The sequence below is a fragment of the Leptospira brenneri genome (assembly GCF_002812125.1).
Classification (GTDB): Bacteria; Spirochaetota; Leptospiria; order Leptospirales; family Leptospiraceae; genus Leptospira_A; species Leptospira_A brenneri.
On sequence record NZ_NPDQ01000001.1, the window covers coordinates 311,441 to 337,821 of the forward strand.

General features: G+C 36.7%; 28 protein-coding genes. 13 read left to right on the plus strand and 15 right to left on the minus strand.

Translation table 11 applies throughout. The features are described from left to right. Positions 1-4: 4 nt before the first annotated feature. From CH361_RS01560 to CH361_RS01575, 4 genes are all read left to right on the plus strand, one after another. Positions 5-2,455 (plus strand): hypothetical protein, encoded by a 2,451-nt coding sequence (locus tag CH361_RS01560; protein ID WP_100789064.1) that lies wholly within the window; start codon positions 5-7, stop codon positions 2,453-2,455. Continuing rightward, complete coding sequence (locus tag CH361_RS01565) at positions 2,452-2,874, plus strand: NUDIX domain-containing protein (RefSeq protein WP_100789065.1); 423 nt, start codon at positions 2,452-2,454, stop codon at positions 2,872-2,874. The genes CH361_RS01560 and CH361_RS01565 overlap by 4 nt, the downstream gene beginning before the upstream one ends. Next, on the plus strand, positions 2,867-4,012 hold the full coding sequence (locus CH361_RS01570; RefSeq protein ID WP_100789066.1) for a carbon-nitrogen hydrolase family protein: 1,146 nt from the start codon (positions 2,867-2,869) through the stop codon (positions 4,010-4,012). Before CH361_RS01565 ends, CH361_RS01570 begins: the two co-directional genes overlap by 8 nt. Positions 4,013-4,110: 98 nt before the next feature. After that, on the plus strand, positions 4,111-4,308 hold the full coding sequence (locus tag CH361_RS01575; protein ID WP_100789067.1) for a hypothetical protein: 198 nt from the start codon (positions 4,111-4,113) through the stop codon (positions 4,306-4,308). Here the strand turns inward: CH361_RS01575 and CH361_RS01580 are convergent. Both CH361_RS01580 and CH361_RS01585 read right to left on the minus strand, forming a co-directional pair. Beyond that, on the minus strand, positions 4,305-5,435 hold the full coding sequence (locus tag CH361_RS01580) for a hypothetical protein (RefSeq protein ID WP_100789068.1): 1,131 nt from the start codon (positions 5,433-5,435) through the stop codon (positions 4,305-4,307). The genes CH361_RS01575 and CH361_RS01580 overlap by 4 nt on opposite strands. After that, complete coding sequence (locus CH361_RS01585) at positions 5,432-6,052, minus strand: hypothetical protein (protein WP_100789069.1); 621 nt, start codon at positions 6,050-6,052, stop codon at positions 5,432-5,434. The genes CH361_RS01580 and CH361_RS01585 overlap by 4 nt, the downstream gene beginning before the upstream one ends. Before the next feature lie 67 nt (positions 6,053-6,119). Between CH361_RS01585 and prfA the strand changes: the two genes are divergently transcribed. The 3 genes from prfA to CH361_RS01600 all read left to right on the plus strand — a co-directional run bounded on the left by prfA (position 6,120) and on the right by CH361_RS01600 (position 9,543). Beyond that, positions 6,120-7,181: a peptide chain release factor 1 gene (prfA, locus tag CH361_RS01590; protein ID WP_100789414.1), complete on the plus strand. Its 1,062-nt coding sequence runs from the start codon at positions 6,120-6,122 to the stop codon at positions 7,179-7,181. Positions 7,182-7,263: 82 nt separating this feature from the next. Next, entirely contained in the window at positions 7,264-8,961 is a 1,698-nt protein-coding gene (locus CH361_RS01595; protein ID WP_100789070.1) for a S8 family serine peptidase, read from the plus strand. Positions 8,962-8,964: 3 nt separating this feature from the next. Beyond that, the gene (locus CH361_RS01600; RefSeq protein ID WP_100789071.1) at positions 8,965-9,543 is read left to right on the plus strand and encodes a hypothetical protein; all 579 of its coding nucleotides are present in this window, start codon (positions 8,965-8,967) and stop codon (positions 9,541-9,543) included. A gap of 24 nt (positions 9,544-9,567) precedes the next feature. Here the strand turns inward: CH361_RS01600 and CH361_RS01605 are convergent, their stop codons facing one another. From CH361_RS01605 to CH361_RS01615, 3 genes are read right to left on the minus strand one after another with little or no spacing between them, the layout of a single operon-like run. Continuing rightward, positions 9,568-11,178 (minus strand): ATP-binding protein, encoded by a 1,611-nt coding sequence (locus CH361_RS01605; RefSeq protein WP_100789072.1) that lies wholly within the window; start codon positions 11,176-11,178, stop codon positions 9,568-9,570. Beyond that, a complete protein-coding gene (locus tag CH361_RS01610; protein WP_100789073.1) occupies positions 11,175-11,780 on the minus strand; it encodes a chemotaxis protein CheX in 606 nt (201 codons plus the stop codon). The genes CH361_RS01605 and CH361_RS01610 overlap by 4 nt, the downstream gene beginning before the upstream one ends. 2 nt (positions 11,781-11,782) lie before the next feature. Then, the gene (locus CH361_RS01615; protein ID WP_100789074.1) at positions 11,783-12,142 is read right to left on the minus strand and encodes a response regulator; all 360 of its coding nucleotides are present in this window, start codon (positions 12,140-12,142) and stop codon (positions 11,783-11,785) included. A 148-nt stretch (positions 12,143-12,290) separates the two neighbouring features. Between CH361_RS01615 and CH361_RS01620 the strand changes: the two genes are divergently transcribed. Continuing rightward, complete coding sequence (locus CH361_RS01620; RefSeq protein ID WP_279627932.1) at positions 12,291-12,722, plus strand: MORN repeat-containing protein; 432 nt, start codon at positions 12,291-12,293, stop codon at positions 12,720-12,722. Here CH361_RS01620 and metF read toward each other — a convergent pair. Both metF and CH361_RS01630 read right to left on the minus strand, forming a co-directional pair. Beyond that, positions 12,687-13,574 carry a methylenetetrahydrofolate reductase [NAD(P)H] gene (metF, locus tag CH361_RS01625; protein WP_100789076.1) on the minus strand — a complete coding sequence of 296 codons (888 nt, stop codon included), beginning with the start codon at positions 13,572-13,574 and terminating at the stop codon, positions 12,687-12,689. The genes CH361_RS01620 and metF overlap by 36 nt on opposite strands. A 12-nt stretch (positions 13,575-13,586) precedes the next feature. Beyond that, entirely contained in the window at positions 13,587-14,402 is an 816-nt protein-coding gene (locus tag CH361_RS01630; protein ID WP_100789077.1) for an SDR family NAD(P)-dependent oxidoreductase, read from the minus strand. Between the two features lie 59 nt (positions 14,403-14,461). Here CH361_RS01630 and CH361_RS01635 point away from each other — a divergent pair, with 59 nt between their 5' ends. Next, on the plus strand, positions 14,462-15,217 hold the full coding sequence (locus CH361_RS01635) for a biotin--[acetyl-CoA-carboxylase] ligase (RefSeq protein WP_100789078.1): 756 nt from the start codon (positions 14,462-14,464) through the stop codon (positions 15,215-15,217). Next, on the plus strand, positions 15,218-16,009 hold the full coding sequence (locus CH361_RS01640; protein WP_100789079.1) for a type III pantothenate kinase: 792 nt from the start codon (positions 15,218-15,220) through the stop codon (positions 16,007-16,009). It abuts the gene before it with no gap. On the opposite strand, the gene CH361_RS01645 is transcribed toward CH361_RS01640, so the two are convergent. Genes CH361_RS01645 through CH361_RS01660 form a run of 4 tightly spaced genes read right to left on the minus strand, consistent with a single transcriptional unit; the run spans position 15,998 to position 19,100 of the window. Next, positions 15,998-16,648, minus strand: coding sequence for an SGNH/GDSL hydrolase family protein (locus CH361_RS01645; protein ID WP_244279465.1), 651 nt, complete (start codon positions 16,646-16,648; stop codon positions 15,998-16,000). The two genes, CH361_RS01640 and CH361_RS01645, sit on opposite strands and share 12 nt — an antisense overlap. Further along, entirely contained in the window at positions 16,645-18,081 is a 1,437-nt protein-coding gene (locus CH361_RS01650; protein ID WP_100789080.1) for an ArnT family glycosyltransferase, read from the minus strand. The genes CH361_RS01645 and CH361_RS01650 overlap by 4 nt, the downstream gene beginning before the upstream one ends. Positions 18,082-18,088: 7 nt before the next feature. Next, positions 18,089-18,427 carry an STAS domain-containing protein gene (locus CH361_RS01655; RefSeq protein WP_100789081.1) on the minus strand — a complete coding sequence of 113 codons (339 nt, stop codon included), beginning with the start codon at positions 18,425-18,427 and terminating at the stop codon, positions 18,089-18,091. A 55-nt stretch (positions 18,428-18,482) separates the two neighbouring features. Continuing rightward, entirely contained in the window at positions 18,483-19,100 is a 618-nt protein-coding gene (locus CH361_RS01660; protein ID WP_100789082.1) for a site-specific integrase, read from the minus strand. Positions 19,101-19,291: 191 nt separating this feature from the next. Here CH361_RS01660 and CH361_RS01665 point away from each other — a divergent pair, with 191 nt between their 5' ends. Genes CH361_RS01665 through CH361_RS01675 form a run of 3 tightly spaced genes read left to right on the plus strand, consistent with a single transcriptional unit; the run spans position 19,292 to position 22,045 of the window. After that, the gene (locus CH361_RS01665; protein ID WP_100789083.1) at positions 19,292-20,362 is read left to right on the plus strand and encodes a toxic anion resistance protein; all 1,071 of its coding nucleotides are present in this window, start codon (positions 19,292-19,294) and stop codon (positions 20,360-20,362) included. Position 20,363: 1 nt separating this feature from the next. Next, positions 20,364-21,233 (plus strand): magnetosome magnetite crystal formation protein family, encoded by an 870-nt coding sequence (locus CH361_RS01670; RefSeq protein ID WP_100789084.1) that lies wholly within the window; start codon positions 20,364-20,366, stop codon positions 21,231-21,233. Next, the gene (locus CH361_RS01675) at positions 21,233-22,045 is read left to right on the plus strand and encodes an inositol monophosphatase family protein (protein ID WP_100789085.1); all 813 of its coding nucleotides are present in this window, start codon (positions 21,233-21,235) and stop codon (positions 22,043-22,045) included. The genes CH361_RS01670 and CH361_RS01675 overlap by 1 nt, the downstream gene beginning before the upstream one ends. Here CH361_RS01675 and CH361_RS01680 read toward each other — a convergent pair. The 4 genes from CH361_RS01680 to CH361_RS01695 are packed head-to-tail and all read right to left on the minus strand — an operon-like array spanning position 22,026 to position 26,332. Next, positions 22,026-23,201, minus strand: coding sequence for a glycosyltransferase family 4 protein (locus tag CH361_RS01680; RefSeq protein ID WP_100789086.1), 1,176 nt, complete (start codon positions 23,199-23,201; stop codon positions 22,026-22,028). The two genes, CH361_RS01675 and CH361_RS01680, sit on opposite strands and share 20 nt — an antisense overlap. Position 23,202: 1 nt before the next feature. Beyond that, the gene (locus tag CH361_RS01685; protein ID WP_100789087.1) at positions 23,203-24,252 is read right to left on the minus strand and encodes a glycosyltransferase family 4 protein; all 1,050 of its coding nucleotides are present in this window, start codon (positions 24,250-24,252) and stop codon (positions 23,203-23,205) included. After that, on the minus strand, positions 24,249-25,316 hold the full coding sequence (locus tag CH361_RS01690) for a glycosyltransferase family 4 protein (RefSeq protein WP_100789088.1): 1,068 nt from the start codon (positions 25,314-25,316) through the stop codon (positions 24,249-24,251). Before CH361_RS01690 ends, CH361_RS01685 begins: the two co-directional genes overlap by 4 nt. Then, positions 25,313-26,332: an LIC_10202 family protein gene (locus CH361_RS01695; RefSeq protein ID WP_100789089.1), complete on the minus strand. Its 1,020-nt coding sequence runs from the start codon at positions 26,330-26,332 to the stop codon at positions 25,313-25,315. Before CH361_RS01695 ends, CH361_RS01690 begins: the two co-directional genes overlap by 4 nt. Positions 26,333-26,381 lie beyond the last annotated feature (49 nt).

A 26,381-nucleotide genomic window follows, 5' to 3' on the forward strand; every position in this document is an offset into this window, starting at 1 on the left:
ATTTATGACCCAAGAGAAACAAATTCATACATCGCTTGGTCCCGTTCTTGTTCCTGTGGAAGATGGGCTTTGGGAGATTGACCTAACTCACTTAAGAATCTTTTTTGGGCTTTCCATTTTATCTCGTACCATTGGTGAAGAGATAGGAAACCAATTACATTCTCTTCCTGGTGATTTATCTTTTACTTACAAAATCAATCCAAATATCAACCACGAGTTAGTGGATATGCACATCCAACATGTGCAAGTATTTGCAAGAGCTGGGATTTTGAAAGATTGGGTTTTGTTTCGGGAACAATTTGAAGAAAACTTACGTTTTGTATTTGGTTCTTTCCAACAACAATCTGTTGCCAAAAAGATTCATCCAGAGTTTTACGGAGAAGATCCCAATCGAAATTCTTCAGTGGCACTACTTTTCCCGTTTGAAGCAGAATTCATTCATGATTCTGGTTATTATATCCTTATGGAAAGAGTCGCTAGCCAATATAGAATTGGTGATTTTTTTCTTCGCATAACAATTGATACAAGGGAAGATGGATGTTTGAATTTAGCAAACATCAAACATGAAACGATTAGTGATGCCCATGTTAGAACTTACATAGCCGGTGCTTCTAAAATTAGTGAATCACTTAGCACGGGAATCATCAATGCGGCCCAAAAAGGGGAAACTTTTTACGAAGAAGAAAATAGTCATTTCAGTAAGGTATTTTCTCAAATTGAAAAAACTCCTTTGGGAAAACTCACGAATATCAATTTTTATTGGGAAGAACAATATCGAAATTTGATTTTAAATTCGGATCCTAGTGTTCCTCTTTCGATACTCAAAAAACTCTTTCTTCTTTTGGAAGATTCTTCCGCTTCCAAAAAAATCAAAGAGGGAAATACCATCCGCGCTTTGATTGGAAAGGTTTCTGTTTACGTAGATCTTTCTCGTTTGGATCGTGTCCTCAATTTTAGCATCAATAAAAAGAGAACCTTACTTGATTCTTCTTTTTATCTAAAACGTATGCCTCTTTTGGAAGAGATTGCTAATGGGAAAGGGCATAATTTTAACTTTGATGGCGTTCATATTTTTTTGATTCACCACATAACGTCAGAAATTATTTCACTGATTGAAACTTTTAGAAGATTGAAGGTAAGTTCTTTAGATGTCGCCTTTGTTAAGTATGGCGGAAATATTCCACCGGTCTATTTGGACATTTTGTTAGACATCCCAACAGAAGTGTTCTTTATGGCCGGTCTCGAATTTAAACTCACTGCGAACCATACTCCTTATTATGGTGTATCTCCTTTGTATAGTGACTTCGAAAACCATGTGTCTTTCCGTCACAAATTAGAAGATGCTAAATTAGGTTTTTTTGATGCAATGAGAAGGTTAGGGATATTTTTATTTTTAACTAAACTCATTTCTGTTATTTCCAAAAATGAAAAAATTCTTCTAATTGAAGATGGTGGTTATGTAGCGCCAATTTTAAATGAACGTGCATTGGATGGAATTTCGTTTGGAGCCGTTCTAGATGAATTCTGGGTTGAATCAAAAGCGAACCATTTACGGGAAAAACCATTTTCTGAAATTCTAAAATCCTATGTGATCGGAACCGTTGAACATACGAGAAATGGATACGACCGTTTGGTTAAAGTCAAAGTTGATAAAAAAGGATTATTTTTGCCTGCTTTTTCTATTGCCGTTTCGAATGAAAAAACGCAGGAAGAATCAAAGGAAGTAGCGCGTTCGATTTTAAATGCGGTAACGAATACTTTACAGGGTGTTGGAAAGGTTTTATCAAAACGTAAAGTTCTTCTTTTGGGATCTAAAGGAAATATTGGTGGGTTTTTAAAAAAATACCTAGTGGGTGGATACCTTCATGAAAACAATTTGGATATACTCGAGGTAGATCGTAAATTTGAATCGAATTTGAAATTAGAAAAATCAGATTTTTCATCTGTTTCAGATTCTGAGTTTGCAGAAATTGATTTTATCATTGGTGTCACAGGCGAATCGATTATTTTACCCAAAACTTGGGAATCTTGGATTCTAAATAGTAAACACAAACAATTGTTTATTGCTTCTGGTTCTACAAAAACGGTTGAGTTTGCTGATTTTATCAAATGGGTTAATGAACTGAATCTTTCTGAAAATCCAAAACTAGGTACTGAGGATTTACAAATTTCTTTTCATCGAATTCTAGATCCACAAACTCAGATGGATTTAGGATCTCGTATTTTATTTAAAATTCCAAAAAGAGAGATCGAAAAAGAAGTTTTTTTGATTAGTGATGGAAGCCCTGTAAACTTTCTATTTTTTGGTGTTCCTACGGAGTCGATGGATCCTATCATCTCACAACTTGCGAGTGTATCTTTAGGTATGATTAATTATTATAAATCAGAAAATTTACCAAATCCAGATTTATATGCTGTTGATCATCAAATTGATGTTTGGGGAAAATTTTTGTGAGTAACCATGGATTTTTTCAGATCACTCAAAAGTTGTTTCTTCGCGATGGAGAAAAATTGTTAGTTTTACGAGACAGAAAGTCTGGTCACGGTGATCTACCTGGCGGAAGAATGAATGAAGACGAATTTTTTTCGGATTGGTCGGAGAGTATTTTTCGTGAAGTTTCTGAAGAGTTGGGTGAACAAATTAAAATTGATGTAAACCCAGAGCCAATTTTTATTCATAAACATCGTGTGAATGAAGGTAACTTTCCTTGCGTTATCATTGCTTATACTGCTAGTCTAGTGAATGGAAACATTCAATTATCAGATGAACATGATTTTATGGATTGGGTCAATATAAAGGACTTTGATCCATCTAAACTTTTTTCGGAGTACATGTTGGAAGCGGTCCAACTTTATTTAAAAAAACATGCATAATTTATACGTTCCACCGTACAAAATTCTACTTTTTATCGTTCTGTTTGGTTTCGGCTTTTTTTCAGCCTCAATTTTAAAAGACAATCAAACCACCTTACCTAAGTTTGATATACCAAAACCTGATCTTAGTATTGATTTGAAGTTTGATTTCGATTTTAATTTTAGTAAACCAGAAGTAGATGAGGAAATAACAAAACCAACTGTATCCTGGAAAGAAGTCACCATTCAAACCAATGGAACTGACCGAAAATATGGGAACCTGGTGGGAATTCAACTAGTTCTAAAACCAGAAGATTTTGTAAAAGAAGAATGGTGGCGTGAACGGATTGAAGAAACCCTAAGTAAGGGAAAATCATCTGGAATTTTTGATCGCAAGACAATTGTTATATTTCCGGAACATACAGGGACAGGTTTACTTTATCTGGATGAAAAATCTAGATTCTTAAATGCTGATTCTTTGGATTTAGCTTTAAAAACCAAAGGTGAGAATTTTACAGTTTCTGATTTAATTTATTTAAAAGCAGAAAAAATGGTAGAGGTTTATGTTCGAACATTTTCTGAATTAGCAAAACAATACAATGTCCCTATTTTAGGTGGAACAATAGTATTACCAAATCCAAAAATCATTAAAGGTAGTTTGGTGATTGATCCTAAGGGACCATTGTACAATGTCGCTATCCCATTTTCTGCAGATGGGAAACTGATGGATCCTTTGGTTAAAAAATCGATTCTTACCGAAGACGAATCAACCATTCTCACACCAGGAGAACCTACTCAGGACCGAGTTTGGATTGTGCCAGGTTGGAAGGTGGCAATATTCATTGGGCAGGAAGTTTTTGATGTAAACTTATATAATCGTCTTGTTGGGAAACCGATTGATGGTTTGATCTCTCCTTCGGCCTCCTATCCAAATATGAAATGGCAAAACTTTGATTTAGAAGAGAACCAAATTTGGAAACAAGAAGGGATGGCAAAGTATATCAAATCAACAAAAGCACAAGACTTAGTACAAGTGTTTATGTCTGGGCATTTATATGGAAAAACTTGGAAGGGAAAAACGTTCAACCTGCGGGACTTTTCTAATGAAGATCAGGTTGAATCGGTAGAAAGTCCAACAATCTTAAATTTGTACTTTTAATTTTCAACGGTTTGCTCCTGATTTTAGATTTTTAATTTTAAGATCAGGGTTAAAATCGATTTGACATACCGCTCCTTTCCTCAGAAATTTTCAGAGTTATGCCACAGAAGTCCCTTCCTAAAAACGAGTTCTATGTAAAATGCCCTTTGTATTCTAAAGGACTCTCTATCTGTCCTAGTTCCAAAGATCGTTTACAGACCGAGGACATCGAAAGGCTAACTTCGCATTGTATTACTGATACTTACAAAACTTGTAATATCTTTTCTGCAAAAAAAGAAAAGGAACAAGCTGCTTAACCATCATTCAATTTTCGTACTTTTTTAAAGTAGTCATAAATCATCCAGTCTTCGGCTGAAAAATTAAGATCATCTAACACAAGTTCCCCTCGTTTACTTTCGTAAACGATTCTGTCTCCAGCAACTCCCCACAAGCGTTCCATAAAAAATGGGAAATGTTCCTTTTTACCGGAGACTTTCCATTTCATTGGTTGGTTGGGGTCATTCTGGTTGGTGGCTATAAATTCATCTTTTCCTGTCATTCTCCAGGAGAAGGCTTCGCGAGTTACAATGGGAATTCCTCGATTGATGGATGGGTTTTTACCTTGGTGGTATACAACTTCTTTTAAATAAAGATCTCCGATTTTGCCACCAACAACATATCCTGAAATTCCATTATTATAATAAAATCTAGGTAAAACAATGTCTTTAGAAAGAAGAGTCACTCGTTTGGATTCTAAGTTTAAAAAGAATAGATTATAAGATCCGCCAATCCCCGACCAAATTAAAAACTCATTTCCGATAGATGTTATGTGGTAGTGGGTTTTTAATTTTGGATAGGGGGTGGGAAAGAGTTCACCTGCTATGTATTTTTCAGGTTTGGAACTTTTACCTGTTTTTTCAACGAAGAGTTGGTTTTCAAAGAAATACAATAATAAATCACCGGAATTAGTGATTGCCATTCCCGTTTTACAAGGAATATGAACAATCGATTCATGTTCTAAAGAAGAATCAACGGTTGAATAACCAAATAAAGCACAACCCCCATATTGTTTTAGAGGGTATTGAACTGCCACAAAGTTTCCGTTAGCTGATATTTGTATTGAGTCTGGTCGCAGTTTTAATTCGATAGAATTGCGACTGTCATTGACTAGGTCTTTAAAATAGAGGGTTTTATTCTCTGTCCAAACAATTTTAGTTCTGTCTTCGGAAAGAGCAAACAAACGAGGTTGGTTTGGTTTATTTTTAGAAAGTACTTCCGAAGTAGGACGGTTTGCTGACAGTCTATCTTGTAATAGAGCAAGTGCCTTTTCGTATTTTTCTTTAGTGATTAAATCTTCTATTTCAGAAACTAAGGACTCATGTTTAGATTGGCAGGAGAAAAAAAATAAAATAAAAACAGGGATTAAAAAAGAAGATAATTTCACTGAGGCTCCAAAAATTCTCGAATTTCTTCGAAATGGATTTCTTTAGAAAATAACTCCATTGCTGTTTTGCCAACACGTTTTGTATCATAATAGGCAAAAGTTCCAGTGACTACTGCACCACCAATCGGGATCCAACGAGAAAACTGCTTTCGGATGATCGATTTAGATACTATGATACCTAATTTTTCCAACATGGTTTGAAATACTCTAACAGTTGTTGGGCGAATCAAGATTTTTAGAGAGGATTCTTCTATAATTTTACGGAACACTTGAGACCCACCATGTTTGAATAGGCAATAGAGCAACAACTCCTTTGTGACCTGGACTTCTTTTCCGTAAAGAGCAGCAATGTCCAAAATCAAATGTCCTTGGATTCGATAGACCAAAAGTAATTCCGGAAGAATACTCAGGATGCCCAAAGGCCCAGGCGGTAGTGAGCAGGTGGCACTGATGAGCCCCGATTTAAAGGAAGCGTTCTGGACCAACTCCTGAATGAGATTGTCCGGGGGTTGGATTGTGGGTGCATATGGACTTCGATAGTCCTCTAGTCCGGCAAATAGTTCGATAAGACCGTCCAAAAAACCTTCGGATTTGACCTGAGATGGAGTTTCGTTCACTGGTTTCTGGAATCCTCGTTAGATTTTGGTTTATCAAAAACAGGCATTCTATATCCTTTCCATAGACATGATAGATAGATTGAAAAAAATTCAAGAAAAATACCTGCGTATCGAGGATGAGCTCGCGAAGGCCACGGCATCCGATACTTTGAAGAATCTATCGAAAGAAAGATCTCGCCTAACTCCCGTATATACAAAGGCCGATGAATATTTAAAAATTACGAAAGATTGCCAAGACGCTAAATTACTCTTAGAGTCTGAAAACGATCCAGATATGCATAGCATGTTGAAATCGGAAATAGAAGAAGGTGAAAAAAAATTAGAAGAACTCGCCAAAGAACTCGAAATCATGTTATTACCGCCAGATCCAAATTCTGGAAAAAGTATTCTTGTAGAAATTCGAGCCGGAACAGGTGGAGAAGAGTCAGGATTATTTTGTGCAGATTTGTTTCGTATGTACAACAAGTATGCTGATAAACAAGGTATCAGAGCTGAAATCATCGATGCAAGTCCCACGGGAATTGGTGGTTTCAAAGAAATCGTATTTTCGCTAGATGATGACAAAGCATATGATTTGTTTAAATTTGAATCTGGCACACATCGGGTTCAAAGGATTCCTGAAACAGAATCTGGTGGAAGAATCCATACATCCGCGGTAACTGTTGCCATACTTCCGGAAGCAGAAGAAAAAGAAGTAGAGATTAGAGAAAGCGATCTTAGAATCGACGTATATCGATCGTCAGGTGCTGGTGGTCAGCACGTCAACACAACTGACTCAGCTGTTCGGATTACCCATATCCCAACAGGCATTGTCGTTGCTTCGCAGGAAGAACGTTCTCAAATCAAAAACCGCGACAAAGCGATGCGAGTTTTACGTGCAAGAATTGTTGACCAGATGGCTGATGCCGCCAAACAAAGTGCAGATGCTTTGAAAAAGGCGCAAGTGGGATCGGGAGATAGGTCGGAACGAATTCGTACTTATAACTTCCCGCAAGGTCGTTGTACGGATCACCGGATTGGTTTTACGAGTCATAATTTACCTTCCATAATGGAAGGTGATTTGGACGAATTGATTGATGCCTTGGTGCAAGAGGATCGTTCCAAACGATTGGCAGAGGCAAAAGCCTAAAAAAACTTTCCAAATTCCTTTGGAATTCGATTGATTCAGGCCGTTTGAATGTTATAAAAGATAGGTCAGGAATTTCCTTTAAATGAATCAATTGAAAGTTACAATATCCATTCTTAGTTTTGTAAGTTTATTATTTGGAAATTGTAAACCTGCCAGTAATAATGATCCATTTAGTGACAATTTATTTTATGTACTTCTACTAAATGCAATCGCAAATGGGAGAGAAGAAGACTGTTATTTTTCCTCTGCTGGTGTTAACGGGGATGCCTTGTATAATGACCAATGGCATTTACAAAACTTGGGCCAACTGGGAGGGACTGTCGGTGAAGATGCCAACGTTAATCCTGTTTGGAATCAAGGTGCATCTGGGAACCAAGTGATTGTCAGTGTTGTAGACGATGGACTTGACATTAGACATGAAGATCTCTCATCGAATATTTCTGTCACAGCCCGTGGATTAAATCTTCTAAACAATACAATATACCCAACACATTCTTATTCGACTAGTTTTCATGGAACTGCGGTTGGTGGAGTGATTGCCGCTAGAGGTAATAATTTTGTTGGGGTTCGTGGAGCTGCCCCCTGTTCTAAGTTAGTTGGTGTAAACATTTTAGAGAAATCTACAATTTATTCCTCCGATGAATATAGAGCGATGATTAACGAATCATCCCGCGTTTCTATCTCTAATAATAGTTGGGGCTCTCCTGATGGCTATGGTTGGTTATGGCCTTCCAGTTCTCTTTGGCAACAAGGTGTCAGAGAAGGTCTGTTAAATGGGAAAACGGGTAAGGGTACCGTATATGTCTGGGCTGCCGGCAACGGTGCTAATGGAGGGACAATTTCTTCACCTGTTCTCGTTGATGATGCGAATTATGATGGTCAGGCAAATTTTTACGGTGTGATGGCCATTGGTGGGATTGGCCAAGATGGTAAAAAAGCAAACTATTCAGAATCGGGAGCCAATCTTTGGGTTGTGGCGCATACACAAGGAAACAATGCAACCGCTTATACGACTGCTATTTCTACTACGGATGCTTCAGGTTCTTTTGGACTCAATACAGGAAGTAGTTCTGGAGATTATTCACAATCAAGTTATACAAAAAAATTCAATGGAACTTCTTCCGCAACACCATTGGCAGCTGGAGTGATTTCGCTTTTGCTAAGTAAATATCCTAATTTATCATGGCGCGACGTACGGGAGTTAGTTGCTTACTCAGCAAGAAAAAATGATCCAGCAGACGGTGATTGGACCACGAATGGGGCAGGTTTAAATATCAATCACAAATATGGTTTTGGTGCCGTGGACGCGACGAGTTTACTGACGAGAGCAGGAACTTGGACTCCAATCACAGCAACTCACAGTTCTTACATTCTACCGGTGCTTTCACCAAACACACCGATCCCTGACAATGACCTAGTGACTGGTGCCACTGTGAATTACCCGGTAAGTACCTCTTACACATATATTGAATATGTAGATGTTGAATTTACCTCCAATCATACTTACTTTCCGGAATTGTATATTCTTATTACGTCACCTAGTGGAACGACAAGTTTCTTGTCTGTGCCACATGCTTGTGCCAATCCCTATAACAATTCTCTTTGTTCAACGGGAAATACATCAATTGCTTCAATGACAGGATCTTCTACTTACCGATTTGGATTAGCTCGTAATTTAGGAGAAAATCCAAATGGAAATTGGACGATCCAAGTATATGATGCAAGTGCCACAGACACAGGATCAATTAACTCAGTTCGGTTACAAATTTACGGTAGGTAAAATATGAATAAATCTATAATTAAGAATTGTTTTCAATTGATTTACCTTCTAATGGTTGTTTATTGCTTTTCCTTTTCTCTTAGTGCTGACCCGAAAGATCCTCCAAGTTCTATCAGTTTTGTGGAAGGAGGAGTGAAAAAAACATTCTATCGGAATCCAAATGTGGAGGCAGAGTTTGTGGAACCAGGCCAAGCAAAGGAGAGCCAAGAGAAAAATCAAGGCAAACAGGGTGTGAAATCGGGATGGAACATTCGGCCATCGGGAAAACAACTTTTTTCAAAATCCAATAAGTCAACTAACACAAAAGTAACGGAAGTATATTCTACTTCTGTTGGTTCCGGCCCGAGTATTGTTTTGCCAGGAATTTTAATTGTTACTTTTTCGAGTGATCAATCTCGGGAATCTTTGGAGCGAATTTCAAAAAAATACGGGGTCCAACTTCAGAATCAATTTTCACCTAGGCTTGCAAGTTTCCAAACAGAACCAGGTTTTTTATCTGTGGAAAAAGCAAATGAATTGCTTTCGGAATCAAATGTATTAGAAGCTTATCCAGATACAGCTGTAGAAAAAAGTTTAAAATAGAATTCGCATAACAAATACTATCGATTACATCGCTAGATAAAAATACATTAACTTCAAAATTTCATGTTTTCTAACTGGTTTGGAAAGGTAGGATGTAATTCCTGCTAAGAAACTTTTGCTAATATCTTCTTTTTGAACATTCGCTGATATTGCAATGATAGGAATTGCATTTGTTGCAGTTGTTTGGTTGGCAATCTCGATTTTTCTAATCTCTCTTGTTGCTTCTAATCCATCCATTTCGGGCATTTGCATATCCATTAAAATGATATCGAATTTTTGTGATTTGAAATTTTCTAGGGCTTGCCTACCATTATAAGCAGTGACAATTTCAATTGGATATTTGCGGAAAAAAGTTTTGATAATAAATATATTTTCTTCTGAATCTTCTGCGAGTAGAACTTTGCAAGTTGGGAAGTTCTCCGGTTCCGGGAGTTCTAAATTGAGCCAATGCTGGTTGAGTCCAGAAATACGTTTGGTAAAACCATCGTATGGAATTTCGAAGATAAAGTTGGAACCCACTCCTACTTGACTCATTACATAAATGTCCCCACCCATAAGTTGAATTAACTTTTTAGTAATTGTCAGTCCAAGACCAGTCCCGCCATACTTTCGAGTGGTTGAACTATCCACTTGCGTAAAACTTTCGAATATAGAGGTAAGTTTTTCCTTTGGAATCCCAATCCCTGTATCTGAAACTGAAATTTTTAAATTCTTTTTATTTTCGCATAACGAAGTGGTAACGGTAATTTTTCCTTTTTCTGTAAACTTCATAGCGTTTCCCAGTAAGTTTATAAGTACCTGTTGTAATCTTGTAGAGTCTCCCGCAATACTTTCGGCAATACCATCTTCCACATGAAATTCAATGTCGATTCCTTTTGCTTTTGCTTTCATGTAAAACAAAGAAATTGTTTCGCTCATTAGATTTCGAATAGAGAAATGAATATGTTCCATTTCGAACTTTCCCGATTCAATTCGAGATAAATCTAATATATCGTTGATAATATTAAACAAAGCTTTGCCTGAATTACGAAGGACTGTTAAATATTCTTGTTGTTCATGAGTTAATTCTGTTTCGTTTAAAGTATCTGTCATTCCAAGAATGGCATTTAAAGGAGTTCGAATTTCATGACTCATGGAAGCTAAAAAATCGGTTTTGGCTTGCGATGCTTTTTGCGCATCAATTTCTCTTTGATTGGCCAAAGTCATTTGTTCGCGTAAAAGTTGTTCGCGAACCACTTGTTGCGAAACATCTGAAATTTGAATCATACAGAAATGATCTGTTTCATCTTCAATGGAAATAGGAATAATATGTAAGTATTGGTAGATTCTTTCGTTTAGTTCTCGTTTTTTATCATTATCATATAAAGGGAATGGAAATGGATTTAAGGTATGAGTTAAGATAGAATATTGAGAATATTGCAAACAAAGCTCAATAGATTTGAATGTGCGAGTGTCTTTTAGTTCAGGAAATTTTTCTAAAAAAGCAGAGTTTTCTAGTTCTGCTTCTTTAAAGCCTGAACTTTTTAAAAACCAAGTATTCGCTAAAACAATATTGAGATTTTGGTCTAGAACTAGGATTCCGATCCCAGACTTCTTGATAACCGCCAATAAATGTTTTTCACTAAGAGGATTCACTGTTTTAACTTTTCAATGAGTACTCTAGAAAGATTTTTGATACTATCAAAATTCAAAATAAAGAAAATATATCCTTTGATATCCTTACCTTTAAGTTTGTAATCAATAAATACGAGTAAGATAGAGTTGTCTTTTTGGGGATTCCTTTGGATGATCAGGTCTTCATATCTTCCCGCAAAAAATTCAGGGACGTTGGTTTCTATTTTATAATTAGAAAGTTTAGCCAAATTCGACAAAATTGCATTGAGAATAATATTTCCAATTTCACTTAACGCATCTTTTTCGAACTGAGAGACCTCGTTTAGAGCAATATAGTCTTTCATCATCATTCTGACTATTTCCAAACTAGAGCTTTTGTGAAATAATAGAAATGCGGAACCTTCTCCAATTCCACCAACAAATTTTTGTTCGATGGTGCATACATCTTGATTGGCAAGATGTTCTATATTTTTTGCTTCTTCGGTGGTAATGAGTTGTAAGCTTGGGACTGTGAGTAAAATTTCATCAGAAATCATTTCTCCCATTAATTTTGCAGCACCACCCAAACTAATATTGAATAGTTCGCATAACGAATCTTTTTCTATTTCAGATAAGGAATTCATTTTTAGTCCAAGTGCGGGAGGATTTTTTCTGGCGAAACAGGTTTTTCTACAAAATCAATTCCAATCGACAATGCTCTGTTTTTAATCGCATCTTGAATGTTAGCTGTGACTAAGACAATTTTGGTTTTTTTATATTTATTTCTAAGTTCTTCTGCCAAATCCAATCCAGAAATATCCCCTGGCATATTTTGATCCAAACTGAAAAAATCAATGTTTGGGTGATCGACCAAAACGGACTTTGCATTATCGGCAGAATTTGCCTCTAAAATTTCCCAATTGGGGAATTTATCTAAAATTATTTTTCGAATCATCAAACGAGTGACTGTGCTATCGTCTACGATTAACGCTTTTTTTTGTGACATATGGATTGCCTTAATTCCGATCTACTTTATATATGAGATTGCACCTACTAATTGACGAAAGAAAAACGATTCTCGACTATACATGCAATCTAAAATCTTTATCTTTTTATTTTTATACATATTTTGCTTCTGCAAGTCGAACCAAAAAATTTGTGAAGGGGAAAATTGCAGGAATGGGCGATTCCAGGTTACCTATGAAAATGGTGATCACTTTGACGGAGTTTTTTTAGAAGACGTGAAACATGGATCCGGGATTTACCAATACGCCAACGGCGATGTTTTTGAAGGTGAATACCGATTTGGGTATAAAGAAGGCTCCGGAACCTATCGGTATCAGAACGGGGATAAATTCATTGGAATGTATTCTAAAGGAAAACGTCAAGGTCTAGGAAAATACATTTATTCAGATGGTTTGGTATTGGAAGGTAATTGGGAAAACAATCAATTGCAGGGTTCGGCAAGGATTGTAAATGCAAAGGGTAGTTTGGTTTTAGAAGGAATCTGGAAAAACAGCCGGTGGATGGGAATCACACCGACTCCGGCATCAACCAATACTATCGAAGTTTCGAACCCCGAGTGATTCATAGATTTTTCTAGTCGCCTTCGACTTGTTAAGCGTATACATATGAATTCCGGCAATTTTATGATCTAACAAATCTCTAACTTGTTCTGTTGCCCAATGGATTCCGACATTTTCTGCATAAGTATCATCTTCCGCTCGGGAAAGAGATTTTAAAAGTTTTGCTGGAAAACTCGTTCCTAAAGACAACTCAGCCATTCTCGCCATTCCTTTTCTGGAAGTGACTGGCATAATTCCAGCAATGATGGGAACTTTGATTCCTGCAATTTCACATCGTTCTACAAAATCATAGAAGTAGTGATTGTTAAAAAACATTTGTGTACAAATGTAATCCGCACCTTGGTCAATTTTCCATTTAAGGTGATCAATTTCTTTTAAGCGGTTGGGAGTGGAAGGGTGTCCTTCTGGAAATCCTGCAACACCAATCCCCATTTCAGGAAATTCTTTTTTGATAAAACCGACTAGTTCACCAGCAAAAGCAAATCCGTTTTCAGTCTGTTGGAATTCTGTTTGTCCTTTGGGTGGATCACCACGCAAAGCCATAATATTATGAATCCCACTTTTTTGGTATCGTTTGAGGATTTCTTTGATTTCGTCTTTAGTGGATCCAACACAAGTAAGGTGACTAATAATTGTTAGACCTGTTTTTTCTTGGAGTTTTACAACCAAGTCATGGGTTAGGTCTCTTGTGGAGCCACCAGCCCCATAAGTAACACTTACGTAAGCTGGGTTCATTTGGGACAGTTCTTGGATGTTTCGAAACAAATCCTCAGAAGCTTCCTGATTTTTTGGAGGGAAAAATTCGAAGCTGATGGTCGTTTGTTTTTTACCTAGGATCTGAGAAATATGCATAAAACCTATCCTCTAAACAGGAATATTTTTCTCAAGTCCCTTGTTTGCCACAAGCCAACCTTTTGATGCTTTTGTTTTCACAGCGAGCCAGAGGGAAAACTTAGGAAATAGAGCCGGAAGGATGACAATGGACATTCTTAAGTAAGAAGGTACCATAACTTCCCCTGGGTTCTTTTTGATCGCGTATACAATGGCGTCGGCGACCTGAGGGGGTTCTATGACTGGGGTAAAAAGGGATGGTTTGACACCGTCAATCATTCTAGTATTTACCATTGTGGGGCAGATCCAACTAACACCTATTTGTGTTTCAAAAAGTTCCATTTTAAGGGCTTGGGAAAAACCAACCATAGCATGTTTTGTTGCTGAGTAAGTTACCGTTCCTTCTGTTCCAAACTTTCCGGCGATACTTGCTAGGTTGATGATGGCAGCCTCTTTTTGCTTTTGTAAGATGGGAAGAGAAAGATAAACCAATTTCATTGGGGCATTTACATTGATTTGAATGGCCTTACTCCAAACAGAAAAGTCCTTTCCTTCATAGGCACCACTGGGAGCGATTCCAGCATTGTTAATCAAAATTTGATACTCTAAACGTTTTTTTTGGATTTGTTTGATGAGAGATTCTATTTCAGACTCTTTGGAAAGATCACAGGCAAAACCATAAAATTTCCTACCTAATGATTCTACTTTATTTTGAATTTCTTTTAATAGAGGTAATTTGATATCAACACCGATGATATCATTTCCTTCTTTTGCCAATCGTTCTGCCGTCAAAGCACCGATTCCCATTCCGCATCCAGTGATAAATATTGTATTTCCTGATAGTTTCATATCTTAAAACTAAGTGATTTTTTACTTTCGTCAATCCGAATCGAAAGAGAAATAGACGCATGGAATATAGATTGTTAAAATCAGAATTGGGCCACAGACTTTCTTCGGTCACGTCAACCAACGAATGGATTCGTAATCATGAAATTCCCTTTGGTTCTTGGGTGATTGCAGATGAACAAACTGCAGGTAAGGGTCGTGGCCAAAATGTTTGGCAATCGTTAGGCGAAGATCCTTTGATTTTTTCAGGCAAAATCAGAATATCTGCTGCAGAGATTTCCCTTCCTCTATTATCTATTTTTGTATCTTCAGCAGTCTTAAAATCAATCTTTCTTTTTTTTCCAGAACGAGAAACTGACACTACAGTGAAGTGGCCTAATGATATTTATCGTAACGATAAAAAAGTAGGTGGTATTTTGGTTCAGTCTGAATTTACTAACGGGGTTTTTGATGTCGTTATTGGAATTGGTCTAAATTTTTTTGGAACTACAATCCCTGAAACTCTGAAAGATAAAGCTACATTTTTATGTGATGCACCTCTTGCTGAAGGTGTTTTAGAACGGTTTGTCAATCAGTTAATCTTTGATCTCAACCAATCGGTGATTTCGTTACTCGACCAAGGACAAATTCTCAAAGACTTAGTGTGGATTGAGGATCATTCATTATTAAAACATAAGGTAATCGAAACCGAGTGGCAATCAAGAATGGTCAGAGGTCGTGTTTTGGGAATTGATGAATTAGGATTCCTTCTCATTATGACCGAAACCGGCGAAAAGATTGAACTGATGGACACTTCACCTAAATTTCGGATTATTTAAATGTCAGAATCACCATTATTATTAGTTATCGATGTAGGAAATACAAACACAGTATTCGGTGTGTTTCGTGAGGGAGAAGACACTCCCGACTTCCACAAAAGAACGGTCACAAGAAGAGACCGAACCTCCGATGAACTTGGCCTTTTCCTAAAGGGATTTTTGACTCAGGAAAATGTAAAAGCCGATCGAGTGAAAAAGGCAATTTATTCAAGCGTTGTTCCTTCTTTAAATCCAATTGTGGAACGTATGTTGGAGGATTGGTTTGATGTGAATCCTTTACGTGTTCACTACCAAATGAATCTTAATTTTGGAATTAGTTATCCTCGTCCTTTTGAGATCGGTGCGGACAGATTGGTCAATGCTGCTTATTGTGCAAAAACCTATCCTGGAAAAAAAGCCATCCTTGTCGATTTAGGTACTGCAACCACCTTTTGTGTGATCAGCGAAAAACCTGAATATGTCGGTGGTGTGATTGCCCCCGGTCTTAAAATTTCTATGGATGCTTTAACTCGTAATACGGCACAACTTCCCCCTATAGTTTTTGGTTCTCCAAAGCGAGTGTTAGGCGAATCTACTGTTGAATCCATCCAAGCAGGATTTTTCTTTGGTTGGATTGGCCTTTTGAAGGAAATTGTTAGGGCGATCAAAGAAGAACATCCAGGGGATTACGTAGTTGTCGGTACTGGTGGGCTTGTTACAACCATCCATGCTTCGCATAACCAAGTGTTTGACGAAATAGATCCTATGATGACTTTAAAAGGACTCAAAATCCTTGCAGACTTAAATGCCTAAGATCTTTTTTCGGTAGGCCTCACCCATAAGTTCATATCCGATTTGGTTGGGATGGATGGGGTCGGAAACGGGATATAAAGGAAGACTACCGGAATAAGTTTCAAAAATAGATTCGATTTCAACATAATCGACATTTGGTTTTGTATCCTTTAGATTGCGAAGGATTTGGTTGTTCGTGCGGATTGTTTCTTGAATTGAGACCATATTGGTCAAAGGAATTGCCGTAACGAGTATCCTTGATGTTTGTGCGGATTCTAAAAAAGAAATAAGTTCCTTCGTTCTAGATTCAAATCCGTTTGTTCCATATACCATGGCATCATTTGTACCCAGTTCAATGATCCAGAGATCGGTAGGGATTTCGTTCATACGATTTTTATTTTGTAACCAATCTTCCGTTGTGTAACCAGCTACTGAAATATCTGTTACTTTGAATTCGGAAGGGAGTTTTGATTTTAATCCAAAACCATCTGACCATTGGCCTAAAGAATCCCCTACAATTGTAATGCGGCGTTCCAATGAAATTCCTCCGAGTAACGATAGGTATTGATTGTTTGGTTTATCTGAATGATAACATCCAAAGAACAAATTTATGGTAATGAAAGGAATAAAGTAAATTTTGAAAATAAGGAAACCTTTCATTTTTTTGTATAAACAATGGTTTTATAGTGTAACCAGTGCTTGCCTGGAACCGGAATCTCCCATTCCTCTCTTTTCCAAGATGACTTCTTTAGAAAATCTTTGATCACAGAATTCATCAATTGATCGTCATAGAATACAAAGCTATCTCGTGATTGAATTGTCCTTATGTAAGATTCTGATGGAATGTCCAGTTCTCCAGGGATAAATTCTAAAAGATTTAAATCTGGTCTTCTTTGTCGTAAATGAAAGTAAGGATCTGGAAGTGCTTGTAGATAAACAGATTTTGAATTTGCCAAACTCATTTCTAAATGTTGGAAATGTGATTCGAGTATTTTTTTAGAATCGGTTTGAAACCAATGAATATGATTTGTATAAACTAAACTTGTGAGTGATAACAAAATTCCCGCTAGAGCTAGTTGTGAAATATTTTGTTTGGAATCATATAATAATGCCATTCCAAACGCTAGAGGGAAAAGGATGTGGAAGACATACCATCCTTCGGAAGATGTATATAAAGAAATAAAAACGGAAAGGATCCAAATCCAAAAAAGAATCCATTTTTGATTTAGTTTTCGATTTTCTTTGAATGATTGATAAGTAATCCAAACAAGTGCTGCAAGTTCTGTTAAGATGAGAAACAAACGTAATTTTGAAAATCCGAACCCAAAAGAAAATACTTTTATCTTATCAATGAGTGTAAAGTTTCCCAGTAAATTTCGTTTTCTAGTAAGTTGGGCACCAAATTGGATTTCAAACCAATTCCAATCTGGATGAATGTAATACAACCAACATAGAATGGGTAAAATTCCACCCATGATGAACCAAGGAAAAGATTTCCATCCAAAGTTTTTCCAAACCAAATAAGCGGTCACTAGTCCAAAAGATGCTCCTATTGGATGGGAGAGCGAAGAAAGAGAAAGTGAAACTCCTGCTAAAAAAACAAAATAAAATTTCGATTTATCTCTGTTAGTTGCGAAGAGAAGGCTAATAATAAAAAGAAAAGCGGTGAGTCCTTCCATCCTGGCGGCAGTCCCAAAACGAAAAAGGAGAGGTTCCCATAAAACACTAACAAAGGCAATTTGGCTTGCGATCGGAGAAACGGACTCTCTCCGTAACAATACATAAAAACCGAGTCCCGTTAGATAAACGATCAAAACATTTAAAATACGAACTGTTGTTAGGGTGTCTGGAAAAACGGATAAAGAGAATCCAGAAAAAAGAAAGTATACAGGTGGCATCCAGAGGGTTTTGGATTCCATTCCGGGAATGAGACCACTCAAAACTTCGGTTTGTAAATGCCCACTTTTGGCAAAAGATAGAGATGGTGAGAAAAATAAAACCTCATCCGGCCAAACGACAGGGAAAACATCCAAGTTGATCCAAACCTGGAAAAAAAATAAAGCAGAGATAATGAGAAACGAGGCGTAAGCCACGTGAGATTTATTTGGAAAGAGAGCTAACGGCTTCTTGTTCCGTTTCGAAGACTTCAAACAGATCCAAAAGTTCTACGACATCAAACACCTTTTTCACAGGTGGAGTGATGCAGCAAAGTTTCAACTTTCTACCTTGTTTGTCCAACTCTCGAACCATCCCCACAAAAATACGAATTCCAGAAGAAGAGATGTAGGAGATAAGTTCCAGGTTGATAATGATATCGCCCTCACCGTTCTGCACGTCGTCGGCCAATTTGGCCTCCACTTCATCCGAATGGGTAATGTCCAAACGACCGTTAAGGTGAACGAGTGTGTGCTTTCCGATTTTTTTGGTCTTTATTTCCAAGGCGAGCCTACTTGGTGACTAGAATCTCTGAAAACACCAAAGGTTCAAGAAATTTTTACGCTGCCTGGTTTTTGTTTCGATTAAAAAGTCGCGGATCTGTTCGTTCTTCGACCGGAATGTGCAATAATATTCTTAGCTTGGTAGAACGAGTGGTTCTATGTCCCAAAAACTCTTGGATTTCCCAAACAGGAAAACCTTTTTTGAATAGGTCTAATGCAATGACATCACGAAGAAATGGGATATGGATTTCTCTTGAGATCAGGCGGCTTGCATTCTTTAGAATTTTTTGAATCGTCCTGGTTCTCAGTTTTCCATAACGACCAGGAAATAGATAATCGGAGGGTGAGAATTCGGAAGAATACCTGTAGAGTTCTAATGCTAGATTAGGTTCAATGAAAATCTTTCGTCTTCGCAAACGACCACCGTTCTTTAATTTGAAAAGATTCCTTTCTTGGTTGAAGTCGGAGATTTTGAGATGAATGAGTTCCGGGAGTGATAGTCCGGTACAAACTAAAAATTTGATAATTAAGTAATGAAGGTAGTTCTTTGCTCGGAGTCTAAATAAAAGAGTCCGCACTTCTGATTGGTCAATCAAACGATTGTCAAGTGTCATGGCATCAACCGTTAGAACTTGTGGGAGTAGGATTGGTAGATTCAAATCATTATTTAGCATAAATTTTTCTCGCAGGAATGTATCAGTTATAACAATCTATGCAATCAAATTGTCACCAAACCGTAGTTTTGGATCAAAAATTCTAAGAAATAAATTAACTTGTTCATGTTTTCGCACCTTAGCATTTTCTGCTTGATTCATATTCTAAAAACGATCCTATCTTTGGAAGAAAAGGTAAAGGAAAGATAGATATGGACTCTTTGGAACTGAAAACGAATGACCCGGAACTACAACTGACAAAGGAAGATTTACAGAAAGTTGAGGAACTTACCGGACAGATACAACTTAGCAATCCGAACGATATAGTTTCTTATGGAGCTTCGGCCCAAGCCAAGGTTTCGGAATTTGCCGATAAAGTTTTATCAGAGATCAAAACCAAAGATTCTGGGTATGCGGGTGAACTTCTAAATAACCTGTTATTCAAAATCACCGATTTGAATTTGGATAGTTTTGCCGGCGAAGGGAACACTTTGTCCAAAATTCCTTTGATCGGAGGACTTTTCGATGCTTCTCGGAAGTTTCTCGCTAAGTTTGAAGATTTACAAACCCAAATTGAGAAAATCGTAGAAGAACTTCATACTGCAAGGACCAACCTTACAAAAGACATCACTCTATTGCAGGCTCTATATGAAAAAAACTTGGAGTATTTTAAAGAAATCCAAGTGTACATTGCTGCCGGAGATAAAAAGGTTCAAGAATTAAGAGACAAAATCCTTCCAGAAATGTTGGCAAAAGCAAAAGCCCAAGGGGACACTCTCGCATCACAACAATACCAAGATATGGTGCAAATGGTGGATCGGTTTGAGAAAAAGATCCATGATTTGAAACTCACTCGTATCCTTTCTTTACAAACGGGGCCACAGATTCGACTCATCCAAAACGGGAACCAGGTCCTTGTGGAAAAAATTCAAAGTTCAATATTGAACACAATTCCTCTTTGGAAAAATCAAATTGTCATCGCATTAGGATTGTTACGCCAAAGAAAAGCTTTGGAAGCACAAAAACAAGTTTCCAAAACAACCAATGATCTAATTCAAAAAAATGCAGAAATGTTAAAAACGGGAACTGTTGAAATTGCCAGAGAGTCCGAAAAAGGAATCATTGAAATTGAAACATTAAAAACAGTAAACCAACAGTTGATCACTACGATTACCGAAACTTTAAAAATCCAAGAAGAAGGTCGTCAAAAACGAAAAACTGCGGAACAAGAAATGATCAAAATCGAATCAGAAATCAAACAAAAACTTTTGGAATCAAAATAGAATGACTGAAGTGCAATTGGAACAAAATCAAGAGGAGAAAAAATGGGCCAGACGTGCCCATCTTTCCACTATTTTAACTTATCCTATGGCATTATTGCCTTTTCCTTTTTTTATCTCATCTCTTGGAGCGATGGTTTATCCATTTGTAATGTGGCTTTCGAGAAATAAGTCATCTTACTCCGCCAAACAATCATTAGAGGCAATGTATTTGCAAGCCTTGTTATCTTTAGGTTTTTTTGGATTTGGGGCTAAGTTTGGCGATGATCGAGTTTTGCTTGTGTTTTCTTATGTGTTAATGGCATTCCTTCATGCTGTTTTTTTAGGGATTGCTATTTATCGAACAACGATAGGAAAAGCACATCATTATCCATTTAGTTTTTTTCCTCTTTTGTTTTCTTCTAATACAACAAAGGAAAATTGGAGTGAATTAAAGAAAAAATTTGAAGATAAAGTCGAATTTACTGAATACAAATCACAAATGGAAAAGTTAGATGGATTTAGACTTTTGACGGAGAAAGAATCCAAATCACTTACGGATGTAACTCTCCAAGGTTTATGTAATGAATATTTGCATTCCTTGTCTGACCTTCGAGTGAAACTCGCAGAAGACCCATTGTCTTACAGAAAGGCAAAACAGTTTTTAAATTATTTCCCAGAAACTGTTTCTAAAATTATAAATCAATACAATAAAGTAAGTAGCGATGTTGGTTCTTCTGAGTCAGAAAAAAGAAAAACGGAACTTAACTCTTTACTGAGTGAAGTGATCAAAACCACGGAACAAGTCAGAAATAAACTCAAAGCAGATGAAACCCTAAATTTAGATGTTGAGATCACCGCGATGAAGAAAAACATCGAATTTGGTGGGTATTGATGCAATCTGAGTTACTGGATAGATCTTATCATTTTTTAAATTTTCTTCCAACCGTGGCTGACTTCCTTGTTCAGAAACATAAAGAGTCGGAACTAAAGGTAGATGAAAAAAGTTTATATAATCTTGTGACAGAAGCTGATTTAAAAGCTGAGTCTATGATTTTGGATGAGATTCAAAAAAACTATCCTGCTGACGGGATCCTCTCAGAAGAACGAGGGAAAATCGACGGCAATTCTGGATACACTTGGGTTGTCGATCCCCTCGATGGTACTACCAATTACACACATGGCCTACCATTATATGGTGTTTCTGTTGGAGTTGTAGAAACGGATACTATGACTCCACTGATTGGAATGGTTTTTTTTCCGGAACTTAATACCTATTACCATGCAATCAAAGGCCAAGGTGCTTTCCGCGAAAAAACTCCCATCCAAGTTTCTAAAACAGCTTCTTTAAAGGATTCGCTTTTTGTTACTGGATTTCCTTATGATCGGAATTTGTCTTTAGATACACTCATGCAATATTATAAATCCATTCTGCAAAAATCTCGCGGGATTCGCAGAACTGGAGCTGCAACACTCGACTTATGTTGGTTAGCTGAAGGTAAGTTTGAAGGATATTATGAACTTGGATTAAAACCTTGGGATATGGCAGCTGCAGGGCTTATTGTTCTGGAGGCGAAGGGAAAAATCACTTCCATGGATGGTAATGATTTTTCTATTTTGATCCCGAGTTTACTTGCAACCAATGGCCTTGTACACGATTATTTGTTGGCTGAGTTTGAAGGGCAAATCAATCGAGTAGTTTACTAACCATTTGGTTTAGTTTTTGACGAATCACTTCTTTACTAAAATTTGCCAAAACATATTCTCTTCCATTTTTTCCCATTCGTTTGGAGATTTCGCGGTTATCTAATAAAAAATCCAAAGTTCTTTGGAAAGAAAGAGAATCAGAATAATAAAGTCCACCTTGGCTTCGTAAACAATGTCCTCGCATAACAGATGATTTTGCGTTCACGAGTACTGTTTTTTCTTGAATCCAAGCTTCCATAATGGAAATGGAAAAACTTTCATAGGCAGATGGATTGAGGAGAAGAAAAGAATTTTGGATTTCTGATATCTTTTTTTCTTCGCTGACAAAACCTGTAAAAGTAATGAATGGATCTATTGGTACTTCCATGGAAGCAACTGAACCCAGTGATTTAATGGTAACATCCGTTCTATGAGAAAAACTTTTCCAATCTTGAAAATGTTCAAATAGTTCTGGATATCCTTTTGCAGGTTCAATCCGGCCTATAGTTATCAACTGAGTTGTATTTGGATTTGAGTTTTTATCATTTACATTTACTAAATTATCATTGATATAGGTTCCGATTAAAAAGTAGGAACTGACTTTTTGTTTTGTGTAAACTTCATAAACCGACATTTCCTCGGGTGCATTAAAACTATATAGATACTGATTGGAATATGTTTTATGGTAGATGGGAAGACGAAATGGTGGTTCGTCATGGAATGTAGGAACGATGACAAACGGTAACTTTAGATTAGGGATACATGCAACAACGGGATAATAAAGGTATCCAATCAAAATTGCTAAGTCATACGAGTTTTGTTCTTTAGAAATGTAATCAACTAGGCTCGGGCAATAAGGTCCTTGTTCTTTTAAAAATTCAAATTGTTCTTTGTCTGAGACGGAATCCCCCTTTTCCAAACATTGATTCAGAATACGGTTCATCTTATTCATGTTTCTTGTTTGGGTTACGGGAAAACGAAGGATTCGAATCGAATTTTCTTTGGTTTCTCCTGTAGGTAATTCATTTTTCCAAGTTACATAGTCTCGAGCAGCGGATGTACAAACAGTCACCTCATTTGATTCTGAAAGCAGGGATGCATAGTCGTAAGCCAATTTTTCTGCCCCACCGGAAGCATGTTCTAAAAACCGGGCAGTGATGATTAGAATTTTTGCCATACTAAGTTCTTGCTACTTCCAAAAGGGGAAGGATACTTGTTGATTGCAAATATTCATCTAATCTTATGTTTTGTGCTCCAATGATTGAATTTCGGAAATCTGATTTTCTAAATACAGAGTCTACTTGAGAAACAATAGAATCAAAATTTTTGGATTCAAACAAAATTCCACAATTACCCAAAGTTTCGGGAACGGCTCCCGCAGAAAAGGCAACCACTGGTAGATGAAAATAGATCGCCTCCATTAGAGGGACACAAAAACCTTCATGTTCACTCATCGATAAAAACATATTACTTTCAGAGTAGATTTTTTTTAACATCAGTTCATCTACATATGGAATTATTTTTACTTCTTCTGCGAGATCCAAGTGGTGGATCATAAAATTGAGTTCATCTAAATATGATTGTTGGTTTGGATTACAAAAACCTAACATTCTCATAGAAAACTGGTTTCCCATTTTTGATTTCCAAGTTCTTGCAAAACGGATTAAATCGTCTTGTCGTTTATTCGGTGCAATGCGACCAACAAATAAAAAAGATGGATGATCAAATGATTTTAATTTGAAATCTCTTGGAACATCCTTCCACTTTTGAAAGTTAAGATGCAACTGAAGTAACCTTGCGTGTTTAAATCCAAGTTCTTGTAGTTCACCCAGGTTAAAATGAGAAACGGCAAAGGAATGATGAAAATGATTTCGAATGATCTCTAAATCCTCGCGACCTTTGCGTAATAAATAAGAAAATTTAAGATCATAACCTGAGAAAAAATCCTCAGGCGTTACATTATGATAAATTAGAATTTTTTTGTTTGGAAATTTTAAAACAAAATCTAAAACATCGCTATGAATGGAATGGTGGTAAACCAATACATCATGGGGTTTGATTTTTGCTTTGGTAATTTTTTCTGCGTGTTTTCTATCATAAGAAAAAACATTCTCGGCAAAAATCTTTCCGCTATATCCTTCTTTTGCCAGTAGACGTTTTATCTCTAACATTTCTTGAGAGATAGCGTCACCCAATTGGAATCCTGCAGAAAATTGATGTATGTTCATTGGATACCAGTATTCAGAATTTCTGTAATCACTTCTCGAAAAGGAAACTGATTATATGTTTCCAATACTTCGTATTGGTGGGAAATCAAGGAAGTTCGTTTTTCTCTATCGAATAAATTCTCTTTCATTTGTTTTACGATCTTTGGAAAATTCTTGGCATCAAAGAGAACTCCTGCTCCTTTCATGGTGCCAGGAATGGCTCCTTTTGCAAAAGCAAATACAGGAATTCCAGAACCAAATGCTTCTAAGATTGGCAAACAAAAACCTTCGTGTTCGCTCATTGATACAAAAGCTCCCGATTCTCTTAAGATCGAAATCACTTCTGAATCCGTTTTTCCTGTTAAAAACTTTACCTTACCTTCTAATTCAAATTTTCGAACCGTTTCTGTTAATTTGTCAAAATAACCATCAAAAGCCCCTATCACAGAACCAACGCAAAGACAATTTGCATTAGGAAATTCTTCTATCCAATAAGAAAAAAGTTCAATCAAATCCTCCCATTTTTTTTGAGGAGAATATCTTCCTACAAATACCAAAGAATGATTTCTCGATTTCCATTCTGTTTCATGTTTTAGATCATAAGATTTACAAATAGGAATGACATAGGGATTTTTAAATTGGTATCCTGAAATTGTTTGGAAATTGAATTCTGAATCACACCAAATGGAATCACAAATAATTGATAAACTTGCGATTTCTAAATACGACAAAGATTCAAATTTTTCCATCGCTGAAAAGATATCGGGAGTTGTAGTATCTCGATAAAAAGAAGCAGGTGTTATGTTGTGAAATCTTAAGATTTTTCGGCCGGGTAAATTCTGGAATAGTTGGTAAGGGTAACCAGCTCCACCATAATGTAAAATATGAATGTCTTCTTGTGATGTTGGATATTGAAAAGAATTTACTAAGTGGAACTCACTTTGTAATGGTTTTCCTTTTCTTTCCAATCTTGTAATAAAATGTGATTTGTATCCTAAAGAAATAAAAATTTCTGAAAGACCGATTGCATCATTTCCAACACCATCAGAATCCTTTAGTTCATCTAAATGTTGAAAAACATTCATGTATTAAGTTTTGTGTATCTATAAATTTTCGTCTCTTCCGTTGTTGAAAGATCTCGAACTTGTTTAAAACCAAGGGTTTCTAAATAATTAGGGAGTAATTCCAAATCAATTTCAGAAACTTGTAGATCGCGGAACGGTCGATTGGCGTCAGTTGGTTTAGTGGAGACGGAGAAGTACAAATGTCTGCCATGACTCAGTGAATTCGAAACCTCAGCAAATATTCTTTCGATCCAAAATGAAGGAAACCTGTTGAGAGGTAAATAAACCAAAACGTCTGTAGATGGACTTAAGATTGAATTTAGTGGGAATAGTTTTTTTTCCAATTTTACAGTGGCGGTAATTTTACTTTGGATAAATTGGAATTCGTTTTCATGAGAAGTGATGCACTGAAAGGGAATTTTTTGAATCGAAAGTTGTTTTAGAATATCACCCCATTCAGGAAACAAAACTGTGATTTCATTGTCTTTTGAAAAATCTTCTAAAGCAACTTTCCAAGTGGGGTTGGAACCCGCGTCTGTAAAATAAGAATTGATCGCCCAACCAAAGTTAGGCAACTCATCGGATGAAGCATTTAATAAATGGTCTCTATAAAATCCATCAAAGCGGTTTTCAATTTGTTCTATTCTTTTTCCCAAACGAACTAGTTCATGGAGAACGGAAAAAAATGCTCTAATTCGGTTCTCTGATAGTTTTTTGTCGATTAATCCATAAACGGAAATTAGGCGATTGATCAGATATTTAATTGGGCCTTTGATAAACCAGAACTTTGGGTTTGAGAACTTGGGACTAGAAATCCCTTTTTCAAAAAGATGAGCAGTACCTGCCGGGTCAAATTTTCGAAATCCTTGTGGTGATTCTGGTTTGTAACTGATTTTAGTGAGTTCTAACCAGTTGGGTGCTTGGTTTGGGTCGAGTGGGATCTTGGATTCGATTTTTTGAACCAATTCCGATACATTTAGCTGTGGGTCTCGGACTTCGACAAAGGGGGAGGGATTGAATTTCTTTTTGTCTTCCACAGTTTTCTTTCTTTTGTTGAGAGGATTTGAAAAATTGGAAGAATGGCAA